At 68.9% G+C, this 19,765-nt stretch carries 19 protein-coding genes; 2 read left to right on the forward strand and 17 right to left on the reverse strand.

Features of this window, described 5'->3' with window-relative positions:
• Positions 1-18: 18 nt before the first annotated feature.
• From C3488_RS10410 to C3488_RS10460, 11 genes are all read right to left on the reverse strand, one after another.
• Entirely contained in the window at positions 19-2,871 is a 2,853-nt protein-coding gene (locus C3488_RS10410) for an RNA helicase (RefSeq protein ID WP_103839073.1), read from the reverse strand.
• Between the two features lie 110 nt (positions 2,872-2,981).
• Positions 2,982-3,929: a twin-arginine translocase subunit TatC gene (gene tatC, locus C3488_RS10415; protein WP_103839074.1), complete on the reverse strand. Its 948-nt coding sequence runs from the start codon at positions 3,927-3,929 to the stop codon at positions 2,982-2,984.
• Between the two features lie 47 nt (positions 3,930-3,976).
• Entirely contained in the window at positions 3,977-4,258 is a 282-nt protein-coding gene (tatA, locus tag C3488_RS10420; protein ID WP_103839075.1) for a Sec-independent protein translocase subunit TatA, read from the reverse strand.
• Positions 4,259-4,628: 370 nt separating this feature from the next.
• Positions 4,629-4,823, reverse strand: coding sequence for a hypothetical protein (locus tag C3488_RS10425; protein WP_103839076.1), 195 nt, complete (start codon positions 4,821-4,823; stop codon positions 4,629-4,631).
• Between the two features lie 11 nt (positions 4,824-4,834).
• A complete protein-coding gene (locus tag C3488_RS10430) occupies positions 4,835-5,095 on the reverse strand; it encodes a phage terminase large subunit family protein (protein WP_258053368.1) in 261 nt (86 codons plus the stop codon).
• Between the two features lie 77 nt (positions 5,096-5,172).
• A complete protein-coding gene (locus tag C3488_RS10435; RefSeq protein ID WP_103839078.1) occupies positions 5,173-6,201 on the reverse strand; it encodes a YafY family protein in 1,029 nt (342 codons plus the stop codon).
• A gap of 16 nt (positions 6,202-6,217) precedes the next feature.
• Positions 6,218-7,171 (reverse strand): YafY family protein, encoded by a 954-nt coding sequence (locus C3488_RS10440; protein ID WP_103839079.1) that lies wholly within the window; start codon positions 7,169-7,171, stop codon positions 6,218-6,220.
• 358 nt (positions 7,172-7,529) lie between these two features.
• Entirely contained in the window at positions 7,530-7,901 is a 372-nt protein-coding gene (locus tag C3488_RS10445) for an FKBP-type peptidyl-prolyl cis-trans isomerase (protein ID WP_103839080.1), read from the reverse strand.
• Positions 7,902-7,971: 70 nt separating this feature from the next.
• Entirely contained in the window at positions 7,972-8,976 is a 1,005-nt protein-coding gene (locus tag C3488_RS10450; RefSeq protein ID WP_103839081.1) for an FKBP-type peptidyl-prolyl cis-trans isomerase, read from the reverse strand.
• A 140-nt stretch (positions 8,977-9,116) separates the two neighbouring features.
• Entirely contained in the window at positions 9,117-10,478 is a 1,362-nt protein-coding gene (pafA, locus tag C3488_RS10455; protein ID WP_019754142.1) for a Pup--protein ligase, read from the reverse strand.
• A gap of 9 nt (positions 10,479-10,487) precedes the next feature.
• A complete protein-coding gene (locus tag C3488_RS10460) occupies positions 10,488-11,747 on the reverse strand; it encodes an MFS transporter (protein ID WP_103839152.1) in 1,260 nt (419 codons plus the stop codon).
• A 151-nt stretch (positions 11,748-11,898) separates the two neighbouring features.
• Here C3488_RS10460 and C3488_RS10465 point away from each other — a divergent pair, with 151 nt between their 5' ends.
• Positions 11,899-12,912 (forward strand): LacI family DNA-binding transcriptional regulator, encoded by a 1,014-nt coding sequence (locus C3488_RS10465; protein WP_103839082.1) that lies wholly within the window; start codon positions 11,899-11,901, stop codon positions 12,910-12,912.
• Positions 12,913-13,010: 98 nt separating this feature from the next.
• Here C3488_RS10465 and prcA read toward each other — a convergent pair whose 3' ends face one another.
• From prcA to arc, 6 genes are all read right to left on the reverse strand, one after another.
• Positions 13,011-13,772, reverse strand: a complete 762-nt coding sequence (gene prcA / locus C3488_RS10470) for a proteasome subunit alpha (protein ID WP_103839083.1) — start codon at positions 13,770-13,772, stop codon at positions 13,011-13,013.
• 61 nt (positions 13,773-13,833) lie between these two features.
• Entirely contained in the window at positions 13,834-14,679 is an 846-nt protein-coding gene (gene prcB / locus C3488_RS10475) for a proteasome subunit beta (protein WP_103839084.1), read from the reverse strand.
• Entirely contained in the window at positions 14,631-15,236 is a 606-nt protein-coding gene (locus C3488_RS10480) for an endonuclease VII domain-containing protein (protein ID WP_103839085.1), read from the reverse strand. The genes prcB and C3488_RS10480 overlap by 49 nt, the downstream gene beginning before the upstream one ends.
• A gap of 49 nt (positions 15,237-15,285) precedes the next feature.
• Entirely contained in the window at positions 15,286-15,504 is a 219-nt protein-coding gene (locus C3488_RS10485) for a ubiquitin-like protein Pup (protein ID WP_103839153.1), read from the reverse strand.
• Positions 15,505-15,692: 188 nt separating this feature from the next.
• A complete protein-coding gene (gene dop, locus C3488_RS10490; protein ID WP_374955408.1) occupies positions 15,693-17,204 on the reverse strand; it encodes a depupylase/deamidase Dop in 1,512 nt (503 codons plus the stop codon).
• A 234-nt stretch (positions 17,205-17,438) separates the two neighbouring features.
• Positions 17,439-19,205 carry a proteasome ATPase gene (arc, locus tag C3488_RS10495; RefSeq protein ID WP_103839087.1) on the reverse strand — a complete coding sequence of 589 codons (1,767 nt, stop codon included), beginning with the start codon at positions 19,203-19,205 and terminating at the stop codon, positions 17,439-17,441.
• 243 nt (positions 19,206-19,448) lie between these two features.
• On the opposite strand from arc, the gene C3488_RS10505 reads away from it, so the two are divergent.
• Entirely contained in the window at positions 19,449-19,754 is a 306-nt protein-coding gene (locus tag C3488_RS10505; RefSeq protein ID WP_103839089.1) for a ferredoxin, read from the forward strand.
• The last annotated feature ends 11 nt before the right edge of the window (positions 19,755-19,765 follow it).

Genomic DNA, 19,765 nt, shown 5'->3' on the forward strand with positions numbered 1-19,765 from the left:
CGCCCCGCCCGACGACTCTCACCCCACCGACGAGTAGGCCACGACCCCCCGCAGCAACTGATCAACCGCCTTGCGCGCAGTCTTGGCCACGGTCGAGCCCTCCACAGGAGAAGCCGCCGCGATCTGCCCCAGGACGTCGATCACCTGCTTGCACCACCGCACGAAGTCACCGGCCGGCATCTCCGCCTCGTTCAGGACCTCGTCCAGCCCCTTCCCACTGGCCCACATGTACGCGGCCCAGGCGAACCCGAGGTCGGGTTCGCGCTGGCCGACGCCCTCGGTCTGGGTGATGCGGAACTCCTCCTCCAGGGCGTCCAGGCGCCCCCAGATCCGCACCATCTCGCCGAGCGCGGCCTTGGCCTTGCCCGAGGGCAGCTTCGGCGCCATCGCGTCGTCGCCGACGCGGGCCTCGTACACCAATGCCGAGACGCAGGCGGCGAGTTCGGCGGGGGCGAGACCCTCCCAGACACGCTCGCGCAGGCACTCGCTGGCGAGCAGGTCGAGTTCGCCGTAGAGCCGGGCGAGCCGCTTGCCGTGCTCGGTCACCTCGTTGCCGCGCAGATAGTCCAGCTCGGTGAGCAGCGCCACGATCCGGTCAAACGTACGCGCGATCGTGTTGGTGCGGCCCTCGATGCGGTGCTCCAGCTGCTTGGTGTCGCGCAGCAGCCGCTGGTAGCGCTCGGCCCAACGGGCGTGGTCCTCACGGTCGTTGCACCCGTGGCAGGGGTGGGCGCGGAGCGCGGCGCGCAGCCGGGCGATCTCGCGGTCGTCGGCCGCCTGGGAGCGCCGCTTGCGGTGCCGCTCCGGCGGGATGTGCCCTGCCTTGGTGCGCAGCGCGGAGGCGAGGTCCCGGCGGGACTGCGGGGAGCGGGGGTTGAAGGACTTCGGGATGCGCATCCGCTCCAGCGGTTCGACGGGCACCGGGAAGTCCATCGTGGCCAGCCGCTTGACCTGCCGTTCGGCGGTGAGGACGAGCGGGCGGGGGCCGTCCTGGTACTCCAGCCCGCGGTGGCCGTTGGAGCGGCCGGCGGGCAGGCCCGGGTCGAGGACCAGGGCCAGGCCCGCGTACTTGCCGGTGGGGACGTGGATGACGTCGCCGGGCTTGAGCTTCTCCAGGGCGACGGCGGCCTCCGCGCGGCGCTGGGCGGCGCCCTGCCGGGCCAGTTCGGTCTCGCGGTCCTTGAGCTGGCGCCGCAGCCGGGCGTACTCCTCGAAGTCGCCGAGGTGGCAGGTCATGGCCTCCTTGTAGCCCTCGAGGCCCTCTTCGTTGCGCTGCACCTGGCGGGAGATGCCGACGACCGACTTGTCCGCCTGGAACTGCGCGAAGGACGTCTCGAGGAGTTCGCGGGAGCGGTGCCGGCCGAACTGTTCGACCAGGTTGACGGCCATGTTGTACGACGGCTTGAAGCTGGAGCGCAGCGGGTAGGTGCGCGTGCCGGCGAGGCCCGCGAGGTGCTCGGGGCTCATGCCGCGCTGCCACAGCACCACCGCGTGGCCCTCGACGTCGATGCCGCGGCGGCCGGCACGGCCGGTGAGCTGGGTGTACTCACCGGGGGTGATGTCGGCGTGCTGTTCGCCGTTCCACTTGACGAGCTTTTCCAGCACCACGGAGCGGGCGGGCATGTTGATGCCGAGCGCGAGGGTCTCGGTCGCGAACACGGCCTTCACCAGGCCGCGGACGAACAGTTCCTCGACGACCTCCTTGAACGTCGGCAGCATGCCCGCGTGGTGGGCCGCTATGCCTCGCTCGAGGCCTTCCAGCCACTCGTAGTAGCCGAGGACGTGCAGGTCCTCGGGAGGGATGGAGGCCGTGCGCTCCTCGACGAGGGCGCGCACCCGTTCCCGCGATTCCTCGTCGTTGAGCCGGAGGCCGGCGTAGAGGCACTGCTGGACGGCCGCCTCGCAGGCTGCGCGGCTGAAGATGAACGTGATCGCGGGCAGCAGGCCCTCGGCGTCGAGCCGCTCGATGACCTCGGGCCGGCTCGGTGTCCACACCCGGGCGCGCTGTCTGCGCTCCCGTTCGCGGTCGGCCTCGCGCATGGCGCGGCCCCGCCTGCGGTCCTGGAACATGGGGCGGCTGGCCTCCATGCGGGCCAGGCGTGTGAGGTCGGGGTTGACGGCCTTCCTGTGCCCCTCGCCCTCCTCGAACAGGTCGTACATCCGGCGGCCGGCCAGCACGTGCTGGAACAGCGGAACGGGCCGGTGCTCGGAGACGATCACCTCGGTGTCGCCGCGGACGGTGTCCAGCCAGTCGCCGAACTCCTCCGCGTTGGACACGGTCGCCGACAGCGACACCAGCGTCACCGACTCGGGGAGGTGGATGATCACTTCCTCCCAGACGGCGCCGCGGAAGCGGTCGGAGAGGTAGTGCACCTCGTCCATGACGACATAGCCGAGGCCGAGGAGGGTCTGCGAGCCCGCGTACAGCATGTTCCGCAGGACCTCGGTGGTCATCACGACGATCGGCGCATCGGAGTTGACGCTGTTGTCGCCGGTGAGGAGGCCGACCTTCTGTGTGCCGTAGCGGCGGCACAGATCGTTGTACTTCTGGTTCGACAGCGCCTTGATGGGTGTCGTGTAGAAGCACTTCTTGCCCTGTTTGAGGGCGAGGTGGACGGCGAACTCGCCGACGATCGTCTTGCCGGAGCCGGTGGGCGCGGCCACCAGCACGCCCTTGCCGGCCTCGAGCGCCTCACAGGCCTCGATCTGGAAGGGGTCGAGGCCGAAGTCGTACATCTCGCGGAAGGAGGCGAGCGCGGTGGCCTGCTCGGCAGCGCGCCTGCGTGCTGCCGCGTACCGCTCGGCCGGGGAGAGGTCCTCTGTCATCGTGCTTTCGAGCGTACCGGGAGCCACTGACAACAGGACGATCATTATGCGGATCACGGACACGGGCCGGGGCGCGAACGGCCGTGGGGCCCCACCGGTCTCCCGGCGGGGCCCCACGGCCGTTCGTCAGCGCCTCACATGCCGCGTCCGTGCACTCACGTCACGTCGTCGTAGCCGTTGACCCGGTCGGTGCTCGACGACTCCGGCAGCGCGCGGGCGGTGGTGACGCTCTCGACCTCGCCGATGTCCTCGGGCGTGAGGTCCAGGTCGGAGGCCTCGTCGTCGGCCGGTCCCTCGGCCTCGCGCCGACGTCTGCGCCGGTCGTTGAGCAGCGAGAAGGCGACCGCGCCGAAGTACAGGATCCAGATCGGGCCGGCCAGCGCCAGCATGGAGATCGGATCGGTGCTGGGGGTGGCCACGGCCGCGAAGACCGTGATGCCCAGGATCATGGCGCGCCACCAGCCGAGCATGCGCTTGCCGCTGATCACCCCGGTGAGGTTCAGCATGATCAGCAACAGGGGCAGTTCGAAGGAGAGCCCGAAGACGACCACCATGCGCGTGACGAACTGGAGGAGGTCGTCGAGCGGCAGCAGGTTGTCCACACCGCTCGGAGTGAACTGGTTGAGCACCTTCGCGGTGGTGGGCAGCACCTTCCAGGAGAAGAAGGCACCGCCCAGGAAGAGCGGCACACCGGTGCCGACGAACCCGTAGGCGTACTTCTTCTCGTGCCGGTGCAGACCCGGCGCGACGAACGCCCACAGCTGGTAGAGCCACACCGGTGAGGCGAACACGATGCCGGCCATCAGCGAGACCTGCAGGGCCAGGGTGAACGGGGCGAGCAGGCCGTTGATCGTGATCCGAGCGCACTGGTCGCTGCCGGGCGACTTCGCCAGTTGCTCGAAGGTCTTCCCACAGCCGACCGAGTCGAGGATCGGCTTGGTGAGGAAGTTGATGATGTCGTTGTAGAAGAAGGCGGCGACGATCGTGACCACCATGATGGCCAGGACCGCCTTGGCGAGCCGGTTGCGGAGCTCACGCAGATGCTCCGCGAGGGGCATCCGCCCCTCGGGGTCCTTCTCCTGTTTGCGGGCAGACTTGAGCAACCCACATCCTCATCTCGTGCAGTGGACCGGGAACTCCGGTCCTCCCGTCAGCGCTGGGTCGTGTCCGTCGGCTCGTTGACCGGGCGGGCGCTGGTCACGTCACCGGGAGCGGCCTGGATGGTGCGCTGGGCCGGGGGCTGCTCGTCGTTCGGCGGGCCGGCCGGCGCGGAGGGCTTGCCCTCCTCCTTCATCGCCTTCGCCTCGCTCTTCAGGATGCGCGCGGACTTGCCGAGGGAGCGCGCCATGTCCGGAAGCTTCTTCGCGCCGAACAGCAGGATGATGACGACGAGGATGAGAATGATCTCGGGGGCTCCGAGCCTTCCGAACATAAGTCTTTACCTTCTCACCGAGGCGGCATTGGGTGGGGGTGCTGTTCGATCAGTCGGACAAGTGTCCGATGGTCGTGCAGCGATCGTAACGCTCAGGGGTGAACGTGAGGCAATCCCTGTGCGTACTCCCGGTCTGCGGACCGCGCCTCGTTCTTCGGGCCGCGACCAGCAGCGTACCTGTACGCGGTGGGAAGTAGACAGGGCGAAGTGACTCATTGCGCCTCCTGCGGCCCCTCTTACCGGATCCGCGCAACACCGTCGCTGGTCCGGGGTCCGGCGGAGAAGGGCGTGCGCCGGAGTGCGACGCGAGGGACATTCCCGGCTGAAGCGGATTGCCGGCGCGAGGCGGATTGCCGGGCTGCGGCGGACCTCATATCCGGTCAGCGGCCCGCGCCGCGCCCACGGCCGCCCGCTCCAGGTCCTCCGCGGCGCGGTTGATCCGGCGCGTCGAGTCGGCGACCTGCCGCCCGAGGCGCTGGGCCTCCAGGAAGACCCTGACGGCGAACACACCCAGAACGGCGAGCCCCAGGAACCCCAGAGCGATCGCGAGCATCGGCCAGAACATGACGTAAGAGCCTAGAGGGTCGAGTGCAGCCGCAGGGTCCGCACCCCGCCGCCGGTGAGCAGTTCGACGATGCGCTCCCCGGCCGGCTTGCGGACCAACGCGCCGCACTCGGGGCACGTGAAGGAGTAGAACGTGGTCTTGCTGGTGGCGCCGATCGCCAGCCGCAGGGCGCTCGCCCCCAGCTCGAAACGGGCCCGGCAGTCCGGGCAGCCCGCCCGGAACACCACGTCGGCCACCCGCCTCATCCCGGCGAACGCCGTTCGCACCGACATCTCCGCGGCCCCCGGCCCCTGCGGCGCACCGGCCGACGCCTCCGACCGCTCCGACGCACCAGACATCGCCGACGTGCTCACAGCTGCTGCTCCTGCCTGTCGTACAGCCCGTCCTGAACCGGGTCCGGCCCGTCGTACGCCGCGAGCGCCTCGCGGGCCGCCCGGCGGGCGCTGTCCGCGAGGTCCTGCGGCGACACGATCCGGCCGTCCCGTCCGAGCCGCAGCGCCAGCCGTCTGAGCGACGCCGGGTCGGGGGTCCGCAAGGTGATGCGCAGCCCGCCGTCCGGCAGCTCGTCCGCGCTGTCGTGCGGGTAGTACTCGGCGACCCAGCGGCCGCCCGGTCCGACCTCGACGACCACCTCGGGATCCTCGGCGGCGGGCTGGACCAGCCCCTCGGACAGGTCCCGCAGCTCGACCTCCGGCGGCGCCGACGGCTCGTCGAGGATCTTGATCTCGGCGACCCGGTCGAGCCGGAAGGTGCGGCGCGCCTCGGAGCGGCGGCACCACGCCTCCACATACGTGTGGCCGACGCTGACCAGGCGGATCGGGTCGATCTCGCGCTCGGTGACCTCGTCACGGGCCGGCGAGTAGTAACGGATCCACAGGCGGCGACGCTCGGAGATGGCCCGGTCGACGTCGGCGAAGACACCGCCCTCGGACTCGAACGTCACCGACAGCCGGGAGCTGGCGCCCGCGGCCTCGCCGGCGGCGGTCTCCACCTTGGCGGTGGCGCGCAGCAGCGCCTGCCGGTCGCTCTCCCGCAGCCCCGGCAGGGTGGCCACGGCCCGCGCGGCCACCAGCAGCGCGGTCGCCTCGTCCGCCGCCAGCCGCAGCGGCTCGGCCGCCTCCGCGCCGAGAGCGGCCGGGTTGTGCCACCAGATGCGCTCGCCGTCGGTGTCGATGTCGAGGAGGTCGCCGCCGCGGAAACTGGTGCCGCACATGGGCAGCACGTCGAGGTCGGAGACCAGCTCCTCCTCGGTGATCCCGAACGCCCGGGCGACGTCCTCTACGCGCGCGCCGGGGCGCTCGCGCAGATATGTCACCAGGGACAGCATCCGCCGGGTCTGGTCGATGGCGTTCGCCGGCCTGGCCGGTTTGCCTGCCACGGTCGTACGTCCCCCCTCAGCCCTTGGCCACGGCACGCAGCCGGTCCACCACGTCGGCCCTCAGCTCCGCCGGCTCCAGGACCACCACGTCGGGCCCGAACTCCACCAGCCAGGCGTCGAGGCCGTGCCCGTACGGAATCTCCAACTCGTCCCAGCCGTCACCGAGTTCCCGCACAGAGGTGGCCTTCGCCCGAAGGGGGTACCCCGCGTCCTTGCGCAGCCGGATCCGCGCCGAACGGTCGGCGGTCTCCCCCGCCCAGCTCGCCACGGTCTCACGGACGGTGACCACATCGGGAACCGGGGCCAGGAAGGCGCCGCCGCGACTGCGCACCTTGCCGGTGATCCTCGACAGCCGGAAGACACGCTCGGCGCCCCGGTCGCGGTCCCAGCCCGCCAGGTACCAGTGGCCGCGCCAGCACTCCAGCGCCCACGGTTCGACATGGCGCTGTTCGGGGTGGGCGGCGGTGGCCTTGCGGTAGTCGAAGACGACGGGGCGACGGTCCCGGCACGCCAGCATCAGCGGCTCGAACGCGGCCTCGTGCACTGGAATGCGGGGTTCCAGAGCTCCGTGGGCCTCGTACGGGTCGACGTCCTCGGGCAGGCCGGCGGCGCGCAGCTTCTGCAGGGCCCCGCTCGCGGCACCGGCGAGCCGGGCCTGCTGCCACACCTTGGCGGCCAGACCGAGCGCGGCGGCCTCCTCGGCGTCGAGCGTGATGGGCGGAAGGCGGTTGCTGTCGCGGCGCGCCAGGTAGCCGACCTCGCCCTCGAGGTTCTCCACGGTCTCGATCACGAGCCCGAGCTCACGCAGGTCGTCCTTGTCCCGCTCGAACATGCGGTTGAAGGAGTCGTCGGACCCTGCTTCCAGATAGGCCTCGATGGACTCGCGCAGCTCACGCTTGCTGAGCGGCCGCCGCGTCCCGAGCAGACACAGCGCCAGATTCATCAGCCGCTCGGCCTTGGCAATGGCCATCGACGCCCTTCGCCTCCCCATGGTGCTTACGACGCACGACCGTACCGCCCGCGAGCACCCCGGCAAAAGCCGAGGGCCCATGCCCGCGCAGGCATGGACCCAGCTGATCGTTTCCGGTCGCCTCCGGGCAGCCGCCCGCACGTCCGCAGCCGGACCGGGCTCGGCCGCCCCGGAACCCGCCGGAGGCACTCCACGAAGCCGCCCCCGCCGGAGGCCGCCCGGCGGCCGGATCACCCGCGCAGCCGCCGGGTGACCGCTTCCGCGGCCCCGCACAGCGGCTGCCGGACGGCCTCGGGCGGCCGACTGGGGTACCGCCGCCGGGCCGAGGCCCGGCGGCGGTCGGCGGCTGGTGCCTCGCTCAGACCGCGACCAGGTCGCAGACGAAGATCAGCGTCTCGCCCGGCTTGATCCGGGCGCCCGCGCCGCGGTCGCCGTAAGCCAGGTGCGGGGGAATCGTCAGCTGGCGGCGGCCGCCGACCTTCATGCCCTGGACGCCCTGGTCCCAGCCCTTGATGACCTGGCCGACACCCAGCTGGAACTTCAGCGGCGTACCGCGGTTCCAGGACGCGTCGAACTCCTCACCGGTGGAGAAGGCGACGCCCACGTAGTGGACGGAGACGGTGTCGCCCGCCTTGGCCTCCGGGCCGTCACCCTCCCAGATGTCCTTGATCTCGAGGTCGGCCGGGGGCTCGCCGCCCGGGAAATCGATCTCGGGCTTCTCGATGCTCACGTCAAAAGCTCCTGCTGTTTCGTGTTGAGGCCATTGCGGCACCACCGACACTCTCACATCCCCGCAGGGCTTACATCTTCGCCAGGATGTCGACCACGAACACCAGCGTGGAGTCCTTCTTGATGCCGCTGCCGCTCGGCGGGTTGTCCCCGTACCCCAGCTTCGGCGGGATGACGACGAGCACGCGGCTGCCCACCTTCTTCCCGGTCAGCCCCTGCGCCCAGCCCTTGACGACCTGCTGGAGCGAGAACGACGCAAGCTGGCCCCGGCCGTACGTGGAGTCGAACTCCTTGCCGGTGTCCCACAGCACGCCCTTGTACTGCACCAGAACCGTGTTGTCCGCCTTGACCTCGTCGCCGTCGCCCTCGATGACGTACTTCGCGACCAGCCCCGTCGGCGGCTTCACCTTCGGCACGTCGATCGACGGCGCCTTGCCGTCGGTGTTCGTGCCCACCTTCGGCAGGTCGGAGTCGCTCTGCGCGACCGCCTTGCCCTTGGCGGAACTCTTCGCGTTGAACGTGTTCTGCACGTCCACCACGAACACGAGCGTGTCGGTGCCCTTGATGCCCGCCTGCTGGTTGCCCTGCGTGCCGTACCCCCAGGTCGGAGGCACGGCCATCAGCACCCGGCTGCCGGCCTTCCTCCCCGCCAGCGCATACCGCCAACCGTCGATGATCTGGCCCTCGGCGAGCTGGATCACCAGCGGCGTCCCGCGGTCGTAGGAGTTGTCGAAGACCTTGGCCGTGTCCCAGATCTGGCCCAGGTAGTTCGCCTGGATGTAGTCGTTCTCCGCGACCGACTGCCCACCGCCCGCGATCACCGTCTTCACCGCCAGGTCCTTCGACGGGGAGCCGGACCCCTTGGCCACAGTCGGCTTCTGGCCGAACCTGTTGCCGGCGGTGATCGCCGGCAACGGCCCCTCCACGATCTTCGGCGGCGGGGCGGCCGACGTCCCCGAGGGCGCGGGGGACGAACTGGTACCGTTCGCACCCTTGCCGGACTTGTCGTCACCGCATCCGGCGACGGTCACCAGCCCGGCGGGCACAGCGGCAAGAAGAAGAGAGCGTCGGCGCACGATGGGGCCTCAATCGGTCGATCTTGATGGATGGCGTGCGCGCAACTCTACGGCGTGAGAAGGGCGCCGTACGGCAAACGTACGGCGCCCGTGTGGCGTCACTGAGACACGCGCGAAACGCGGCATCTCAGATTCCGGTCTCACATTCCTGCGATCAGCTTCTCCACCCGGTCGTCCACCGAACGGAACGGGTCCTTGCACAACACCGTCCGCTGCGCCTGGTCGTTGAGCTTCAGATGCACCCAGTCGACCGTGAAATCACGGCGCTGTTCCTGCGCCCGCCGGATGAAGTCACCGCGCAGCCGCGCGCGAGTGGTCTGCGGCGGAACCGACTTGCCCTCGAAGATCTTCAAGTCATTGCAGATACGGGCGGCTTGACCCTTCTTCTCCAGCAGGTAGTACAGACCACGACGACGGTGGATGTCGTGGTAGGCGAGGTCTATCTGCGCCACCCGCGGATGCGACATCGTCATGTTGTGCTTGGCCCGGTACCGCTCGATGAGCTTGTACTTCATCACCCAGTCGATCTCGGTCCCGATCCGGTCGAGATCCTCCGACTCGATCGCGTCCAGCGTACGGCCCCACAGCTCCAGCACCTGCTCGACCGTGCCCGTCCGGATACCCCGGCGCTCGCAGAAGTCCACGGCCTTCTCGTAGTACTCCCGCTGCACCTCCAGCGCCGACGCCTCCCGCCCGCTCGCCAGGCGCACCTTGCGGCGGCCCGTGATGTCATGGCTGACCTCGCGGATCGCCCGGATCGGGTTCTCCAGGGTCAGGTCACGCATCACCGTCCCCGCCTCGATCATCCGCAGCACCAGATCGGTCGCGCCGACCTTCAGCAGCATCGTCGTCTCGGACATGTTCGAATCGCCGACGATGACATGCAGACGGCGGTAACGCTCCGCGTCCGCGTGCGGCTCGTCCCGCGTGTTGATGATCGGCCGGGAACGGGTCGTCGCCGAGCTGACGCCCTCCCAGATGTGCTCGGCCCGCTGACTCACGCAGTACACCGCCCCGCGCGGGGTCTGCAGCACCTTGCCGGCACCGCACAGCAACTGCCTGGTGACCAGGAACGGAATCAGGATGTCCGCGAGCCGCGAGAACTCCCCGTGCCGCGCCACCAGGTAGTTCTCGTGACAACCGTAGGAGTTGCCCGCCGAGTCCGTGTTGTTCTTGAAGAGGTAGACGTCGCCCGCGATTCCCTCCTCGTGCAGGCGGCGTTCGGCATCGACCAGCAGCCCCTCCAGAATGCGCTCGCCGGCCTTGTCGTGGGTGACCAGTTCGATCACGTTGTCACATTCGGGTGTCGCGTATTCCGGATGCGAGCCCACGTCGAGATAGAGACGGGCCCCGTTGCGCAGAAACACATTGCTGCTGCGGCCCCATGACACGACACGGCGGAAGAGGTACCGCGCCACCTCGTCAGGCGACAGACGGCGCTGTCCCCTGAACGTGCACGTGACGCCGTACTCGTTCTCCAGCCCGAAAATGCGGCGGTCCATGACTGAACATTACGCCCGATCCCCCGAGCTGAAACGGGGTTCGACAGCACGGTTTGGATCATTTTCCGGTGAACCCGCAACCACCCCGCCCCCGGCGGGAGCTGCGAGTACCCGCCCCGCGACCACCAGGACCAGCAGCGACACGGCCCCCGCGGCCCCCGGCACCGCGAAACCCCACAGCGCGCCACCCGCCTGCACCACCGGCCCCGCGACGCCCGTCCCGACCGACGCACCCACCGTGAACGTCGTCACCAACCACGAGAACGCCTCCGTCACCGTACCGCCCGGCGCATGCCGGTCCACCAGCACGAACGCACACGCGATGCACGGCGCCAGGAACACCCCCGCCACCGCGGTCAGCGCCACCATCGCCACCACACCCGGCATCAGCATCAGCGGCAGGTAACACAGCGCCAAAAGCCCCACCAGCACACGCAGCCGCCGCTCCGGCGCACCCGGCCACCGCCGCGCCCCGTACACCGAACCCCCGGCCAGAGCGCCCAACCCGATCGCCGCCATCAGCCAGCCGTACACCCCGTCGCCCCCGTGACCATCGGCGTACGACACGGCCGCCACCGTGATCGAGCCCAACGCCATCCCCACGAACAGGAACGCGCCGAGCAGCACCAGCAGCCCCCGCGAGCGCAACGCCCCCAGCCAGTGCGCCTCACGCGGCGCCGAGCGCCACGCACGCGACGGCGGCGACACCACCACGGACAACGCGCCCAGCACCCCCACGACGTTCAGCACCACCACCGCCACCCGCGCCGACCACAGCGAGGCGCACAAGGTCACCAGCAACGGGCCGACGGTGAACATCACCTCCTGCGCCACCGCGTCCATCGCATACGCGGTGTGGACCTGCTCCTCCCGGCGCAGGACCACCGGCCACATCGCCCGCAGACCGCCCTCCAGCGGCGGCGTGAACAGTCCCGCGACCACCATCGCGGCATACGCCACGGCGATCGGCTCCAGACCCGTCAGCGCGAACACCGTCATGGCGGCGGCGGACACCACCGCCGCCGGAAGCTGCACCCGAGGCTGCCCGTGCAGATCGACCAGCCGCCCCAGCACAGGCTGCCCCACCGCGTTGGCCACCCCGTACACCGCGGCCAGCGCCCCCGCCAGGCTGTACGTACCGCCCTCGGCCCGCACGAACAGCACCACCGCGATCGCGGCCACCGCGTTCGGCAACCGGCCCACCAGCGTCCCCACCAGCAGGCGGGCGGCATGCCTCACCCTGAGGATCTCCACGTAGCCCGCGGCCATGCGCATCCCTTCTCCCGGCCCCACCCCGCTTCTCCGTACCCGCGACGGGTGAAGTTTTACGTATAACCTCGTCTGCCATACGTACCATGAGCGCTGACCCGCAGTCCACACGACGCCGCCCCACCAGCCCGCACGAAGGAGCACGCCCACCGTGCCACCCGGTAGCACGCGACCCACCAGCCGCGATGTCGCCCAGGCCGCCGGCGTCTCCCAGGCAGCCGTCTCCCTCGTCCTCGGCGACAAATGGCGCGGACGCGTCTCCGAACCCGTCGCCGAACGCGTCCGACAAGCCGCACGAGACCTCGGCTACCGGCCCAACCTCGCGGCACGCAACCTCCGCCTCGGCCACACCCGCACAGTCCTGCTGGTGGTACCCGCCCTCACCACCGAATTCTTCGCCGGCGTCTACACCGGCGCCGCCCGCATCGCCGCCGACCACGGCTTCGGCGTCGTCCTCTACCCCTCACCCGAAGGCGTCGGCCCCGCCAGAGACCCCTTCCACTCCGCACAAGCCGCCCTCGACGGCGTCATCGCCTCCTCCATGGCCGCCGACGCCCTCACCGCCATCCACGGCGACCAACTCCCCCTCGTCATGCTCGACAGCGACCCCGAAGGCAGCCCCGGCGCCGCAACCGTCAACCTCGACATCACCGACGGCATACGCCAAGTAGCCGAACACCTACTCGGTCTGGGCCACCGGCACTTCCTCCACCTCGCCGCCGACGTCCCCTCCTGGACCTTCCGGACACGCGCACAGGAACTCGCGGCACGCGTCGGCACCGCCCCCGGCACCACCCTGCGCACCACCCACGCCCCCATCTCCATCGAAGGCGCCCTCACCGCCGCCGAAACCGCCCTCACCGCCCCCGGCCCCCGCCCCACCGCCCTCGTCTGCGACGACGACAAACTCGCCGCCGGCGCCTACAAAGCCGCCCGCCGCCTCGGCCTGCGCATCCCCGACGACCTCTCCGTCACCGGCCTGGACGACCTCGCCATCGCCACCGCCATCGACCCCGAACTGACGACCGTACGACTGGACGCCGAACTGTTCGGACAGCGAGGCATGGAAGCCCTGCTGGCGGTCCTGGAAGGCCGCACACCCGAGCAGGGCGACATCCCCGTGGAACTCGTCGTACGAGGCTCCACAGCACCACCGCGCCAGTGACCCCGGAGCGACCCGGGACCACAACGCTGCGCGCCCCGACCCGGAACGGGCGGGGCGCGCAGCGTCACACGGTCATACGGCCGCAAGAGGCAGACGGCCTACTCCTCCGACTCCGCGTCGGCGCCCGCCTCGGCCTCCGCCTCCGCCGCCGTCGACGCACCGTCCGCCTGCAACAGCCGCGACAGCTGACGGCCGGTGATCCGCCTGAACTTGCGCTTCTGCGGCCGCGTACGGTCCAGCACCGCGACCTCCAGACGCTCCGCCGGAATCTCCCGCTCACTGCCGTTCGTGTCACGCGACAGCGCCTGCACCGCCAGCTTCAGCGCCTCCGCCAACGTCATACCGTCACGATGACGCTGATCGAGAAAACTGCTGATCTGCTCCGCATTGCCACCGACCGCCACCGAACCGTGCTCGTCCACGATCGACCCGTCATGCGGCAGACGGTAGATCTGATCACCCTCCGGGGTCTCCCCCACCTCGGCGACCACCAGCTCCACCTCGTACGGCTTCTCCGCCGCACTCGAGAAGATCGTGCCCAGCGTCTGCGCGTACACGTTCGCCAGACCCCGGGCGGTGACATCATCACGGTCGTACGTGTAGCCGCGCAGGTCGGCGTAACGCACACCACCGATCCGCAGGTTCTCGTACTCGTTGTACTTGCCGGCGGCCGCGAAACCGATCCGGTCGTAGATCTCACTGAACTTGTGCAGCGCACGGGACGGGTTCTCACCGACGAACACGATGCCGTCGGCGTACTGCATCACGACCAGACTGCGGCCGCGCGCGATGCCCTTACGGGCGTACTCCGCCCGGTCGGCCATGGCCTGCTGGGGGGAGACATAGAACGGCGTCGACACCGGTTATCCGTCCCTTTCTGTCGAAGTCACGCGATCACCTTGATAACAACCGGTCCCGCCGTCAGAGCAGCGCGGCCCGCGGACCGTCGGGCTGCTCCAGACGCCGCTCCAGGATCGAACGGGCGATCCCGGACGACTCGTCGTCGGTCAGCCGGCGGAAGCCGTCCTCGGTGATCACGGTGACGATCGGATAAATCCGGCGAGCGACATCGGGACCACCGGTCGCCGAGTCGTCGTCCGCCGCGTCGTAGAGGGCCTGAACCACCAGGGTCGTGGCCTGCTCCTCGGTCAGATCCTCACGGTAGAGCTTCTTCATGGCACCACGCGCGAAGATCGAGCCCGAACCCGTGGCCGCGAAGCCCTGCTCCTCGGAACGGCCGCCCGTCACGTCGTAGGAGAAGATGCGGCCCTTGCCACGGTCCAGGTCGTAACCGGCGAAAAGCGGGACCACGGCAAGACCCTGCATGGCCATGCCCAGATTGGAACGGATCATGGTCGACAGACGGTTCGCCTTGCCCTCCAGGGACAGCTGCGCACCCTCGACCTTCTCGAAGTGCTCCAGCTCCAGCTGGAACAGCTTCACCATCTCGACGGCGAGACCCGCCGTGCCGGCGATACCCACGGCCGAGTACTCGTCCGCCGGGAACACCTTCTCGATGTCCCGCTGCGCGATCACATTGCCCATCGTCGCCCGGCGGTCACCCGCGAGCACGACGCCCCCCGGGAACGTCGTGGCCACGATGGTCGTGCCGTGCGGAGCCTCGATCACGCCCTGCGTGGGCGGCAGCTGCCGGTTGCCGGGCAGCAGCTCGGGCTGGTGCTCCGACAGGAAGTCCATGAAGGACGACGAGCCAGGCGTCAGGAAGGCAGCTGGTAGACGCCCGGTGCTACGAGGATTGGCTTCCACGCGTTTCCTTCCACGTATGTCGCAGCCCGCCTTATCACGTCGGGCCGATCCTTGAACTGCCCCAGTGCGGCATTGCAGCTGAAGCACAGTACGCCACGGACCCTACCCGTCTCATGGCAGTGATCCACATGCGCTGCCGGGGCCGATAGACATATGCAACAGACGCCTGCTTGGGAGGCGATCAACTCGTCACGTTCGGCCTCGGTGATGCCGTACTGACGCTTCAGGTGGTCTTGCCGCCCCTGCACGGCACGGCACGCCTTGCAGCGCGTCGACAGGCCGTCGGACGCCGTCGCGTTGCGATGCCACTCGCTGTGGGGCTTGACCTCGCCACACGTCCGGCAGAGCTTGTGCCCCGGCGGCACGTCGACCTTCTCGCGCACCGGCTTGCCCATGGCCTCCCGGCGGCGCCGGGAGTGCCCGGCGCTGTACTCCGCCACGCACTCCCGGCACCACACCTGGAGGCCGTCACTCCGATTCTTGTCGCGTGCGAACGCACCAGGCGGCAAGTCGCGCTTGCATTTCGTGCACTGCTTCGCGTTCGGTTCCTCAGCCACCCGATCCCCCCGCCGCCTTCATTTCGAAGGAAAAGTGACCGGTGAGCCTTTACTCGCCACCCTTCTGCACGAAGGAGCGCACGAAATCCTCGGCATTTTCTTCGAGTACGTCATCGATTTCGTCGAGGACGGAGTCCACATCGTCGCTCAGCTTCTCCTGCCGCTCCTTGAGATCCCCCGAAGCCTGAGCCTCCTGCTCCTGCTCCTCGATCTCCTCGGTGGAGCGCGTGGCCTTCTGCTGGCCGCCGCCGGTGTCCTTGGTCGCCATAACCCTCACCCCGCTCAGTTCGCCCGACATGGTCGACAGGTCGGCTTTCCTGCCGATCGGTGGTGATCAGACCCTACTAGCCGGGTCCGACAATGGCCCCGCAGTTACTCCAACGTGCGGGGACCACCTCGATGATTCCCGGCCGCCGGGATTTACACCCCGGGCGGCCGGGCTCGTCCGAGTACCCCTCAGCCGCCTGACAGGACCCTGACCAGGTCCTCGGCCGTGCGGCAGCGGTCCAGGAGCTCCTTGACGTGATTACGCGTTCCGCGTAGCGGTTCCAGGGTTGGAACGCGCTGGAGGGAGTCCCGGCCGGGGAGGTCGAAGATGACCGAGTCCCAGGAGGCGGCCGCGACGTCGTCCGCGTACTGCTCGAGGCAGCGGCCGCGGAAGTAGGCGCGGGTGTCCTCCGGTGGCTTCGTACGGGCCCGCTCGACCTCTGTCTCGTCCAGAAGGCGCTTCATGCGCCCGCGGGCCGCGAGGCGGTTGTACAGGCCCTTCTCGGGGCGTACGTCGGCGTACTGGAGGTCGAGGAGGTGGAGCTTGGCGGCGTCCCAGTCGAGGCCGTCGCGGCGGCGGTAGCCCTCCATGAGTTCCCGCTTGGCGACCCAGTCGAGCTCCCCCGCCAGGCTCATCGGATCGTGCTCGAGGCGGTTGAGGGTGTCCTCCCAGCGGGAGAGGACGTCCTTTGTCTGGTCGTCCGCGTCGGCGCCGTACCGCTCCTCGACGTACTTGCGGGAGAGTTCGTAGTACTCCATCTGGAGCTGGACGGCGGTGAGTGTGCGGCCGCTGCGCAGGGTGATCAGGCGCTTGAGCGTCGGGTCGTGGGAGACCTGGTGCAGTGTCCGTACGGGCTGGTCGACCGCGAGGTCGACGGCGATGAAGCCGTCCTCGATCATGGACAGGACCAGCGCGGTCGTGCCCAGCTTCAGGTAGGTCGAGATCTCCGACAGGTTCGCGTCGCCGATGATCACGTGGAGGCGGCGGTATTTCTCCGCGTCCGCGTGCGGTTCGTCGCGGGTGTTGATGATGGGGCGCTTGAGCGTCGTCTCCAAGCCGACCTCGACTTCGAAGTAGTCGGCGCGCTGGCTGAGCTGGAAGCCGTGTTCGTGGCCGTCCTGGCCGATGCCGACGCGGCCGGCTCCGGCGATGACCTGGCGGGAGACGAAGAAGGGGGTGAGGTGGCGCACGATGTCCGAGAAGGGGGTTTCCCGCTTCATCAGGTAGTTCTCGTGCGTGCCGTAGCTGGCGCCCTTGTTGTCGGTGTTGTTCTTGTAGAGGTGGATGGGTTGGGCGCCGGGGAGCTGGGCGGCTCGTTCTGCGGCTTCTGCCATGATGCGTTCGCCGGCTTTGTCCCAGAGGACGGCGTCGCGGGGGTTGGTCACCTCGGGTGCGCTGTATTCGGGGTGTGCGTGGTCGACGTAGAGCCGTGCGCCGTTGGTGAGGATGACGTTGGCGAGGCCGATGTCCTCGTCGGTGAGCTGGCTGGCGTCGGCGGCCTCGCGGGCGAGGTCGAAGCCTCGCGCGTCCCGCAGCGGGTTTTCTTCCTCGAAGTCCCAGCGGGCCCGGCGGGCCCGGTGCATCGCTGCCGCGTAGGCGTTGACGATCTGGGATGAGGTGAGCATGGCATTGGCGTTGGGGTGGCCGGGGACGGAGATGCCGTACTCCGTCTCGATGCCCATTACTCGCCGTACGGTCATGCGGCCCTCCTTGCCCGGCGGCGCCCTCGGTCGGGGGCGGCGCTCAGATACCGCTGGTGCTCCGGTGCGCGTGCGGTGCCCGTCCCCGCACGGCGCGACGCGGCGGTAACAAAGAGCCTAGAACGCCTTTGCGCTGGTGGGGAGATCATTTGCGTCATTGCTGTGCTCCAGCCGTGGCCTGAAAAGCAGTGGGCTGCGGGTACCCGGTGGGGGCACCCGCAGCCGCCCTTGCTTTTACAGGTACTGACCGGTGTTTGCCACCGTGTCGATGGAGCGACCGGTGTCTGCGCCTTGCTTTCCGGTGATAAGGGTGCGGATGTAGACGATCCGTTCGCCCTTCTTTCCGGAGATTCGGGCCCAGTCGTCGGGGTTGGTGGTGTTGGGCAGGTCCTCGTTCTCCTTGAACTCGTCCACGCACGCCTGGAGGAGGTGGGAGACGCGGAGGCCTTTCTGGTTGTGTTCGAGGAAGTCCTTGATGGCCATCTTCTTGGCGCGGCCGACGATGTTCTCGATCATGGCGCCGGAGTTGAAGTCCTTGAAGTAGAGGACTTCCTTGTCGCCGTTGGCGTAGGTGACTTCCAGGAAGCGGTTCTCGTCGGACTCGGCGTACATCTGTTCCACGGCGGTCTGGATCATGGCCTGGACAGTGGCGCCCTTGTCGCCTCCGTGTTCGCTGACGTCGTCGGCGTGCAGGGGGAGGTTTTCGGTGAGGTACTTCCCGAAGATGTCCTTGGCTGCTTCGGCGTCCGGACGTTCGATCTTGATCTTCACGTCGAGGCGGCCGGGGCGCAGGATGGCGGGGTCGATCATGTCCTCGCGGTTGGAGGCGCCGATGACCACGACGTTCTGCAGGCCCTCCACACCGTCGATCTCGGCGAGGAGCTGGGGGACGATGGTGTTCTCCACGTCCGAGCTGACGCCGGAGCCGCGGGTGCGGAAGAGGGATTCCATCTCGTCGAAGAAGACGATGACGGGGGTGCCCTCGCTGGCCTTCTCGCGGGCTCGCTGGAAGACGAGGCGGATCTGTCGTTCGGTTTCGCCGACGTACTTGTTCAGGAGCTCGGGGCCCTTGATGTTGAGGAAGAAGCTCTTGCCGGCGGCCTGGCCGGTCACTTCGGCGACCTTTTTGGCGAGGGAGTTCGCCACGGCCTTGGCGATGAGGGTCTTGCCGCATCCGGGGGGTCCGTAGAGGAGGACTCCCTTGGGCGGGCGCAGCTCGTGCTCCTTGAAGAGGTCGGGGTAGAGGTACGGGAGCTCGACCGCGTCGCGGATGGCTTCGATCTGGCCGGCGAGGCCACCGATCGCCTCGTAGCCGATGTCGGGTACCTCTTCGAGGACGAGTTCTTCGACCTCGCTCTTGGGGACGACCTCGTAGACGTAGCCGGAGCGGGGTTCGAGCAGGAGGGCGTCGCCGGGGCGGATGGTGACGTCCAGCAGCGGCTCGGCGAGCCGTACCACCCGTTCCTCGTCGGTGTGCCCGAGCACCAGGGCGCGCTCGCCGTCCTCGAGGACTTCCTTGAGGGTGACGATGTCCCCGACGCGCTCGAACTCCATGGCTTCGACCACGTTGAGCGCTTCGTTGAGCATTACTTCCTGGCCGCGGCGGAGCTCGTCGAGGTCCACGCTGGGGCTGACGTTCACGCGGAGTTTGCGGCCTCCGGTGAAGATGTCGGCGGTGCCGTCCTCGTTCGCCTGCAGGAAGACACCGAAGCCGGCCGGTGGCTGTGCGAGCCGGTCGACTTCTTCCTTGAGGGCCACGATCTGGTCGCGGGCCTCGCGGAGCGTGTTGGCGAGCCGCTCGTTCTGCGCGGACACGCCGGCCAGGTTGGTCTGCAGCTCGACGATCCGCTCTTCGAGAATTCTCGTGTGTCGCGGAGAGTCGGCGAGCTTGCGTCGCAGGACGGCGATCTCCTGCTCAAGGTAGGCGATCTGCCCGGCAGGGTCGTCGGACCCTCGTCCCGGGCGGATGCCGCGGTTCATGTCGTCGTCGTGGGCTGCCACGGTCCTCACCTCCTCCAAGGGGAGCTGGACGCTTCCAGACCCTACCTGGGTGGGTGTCGATTGAAACCCCTAGATCACAAAGACTGTCGGGGTGTGTCCGATCTTCACCCTTGCGCTCTCCCTCACGCCAGGGGAATACCCACCGAACATGATTGGGAAGCGGCCGAAGGTAGGGTCGAGGTGTTCAACACCCGTCAGAGCTGGCCGGATTCCCGGGGCTCTGCGCAGTAGACGGCAGGGGAGATGACCGTGCAGCAGGAGGCCGGTGTCGGCGGCGAGGAGCTGGAGGTCTGGATCGATCAGGACCTGTGTACCGGTGACGGCATCTGTGCCCAGTACGCGCCGGAGGTCTTCGAGCTGGACATCGATGGTCTGGCTTATGTGAAGGGGCCGGACGAGGAGCTTCTGCAGGTCAGGGGCGCTGCGACGCGGGTGCCGCTGCCGCTGGTGGGGGACGTGGTGGATTCGGCGAGGGAGTGTCCCGGCGAGTGCATCCATGTGCGTCGGGTTTCGGACAGGGTGGAGGTGTACGGCCCGGACGCTGCGTGATCACACGGCCA

It is taken from the genome of Streptomyces sp. Ru72 (assembly GCF_002920635.1).
Taxonomy (GTDB): domain Bacteria; phylum Actinomycetota; class Actinomycetes; order Streptomycetales; family Streptomycetaceae; genus Streptomyces.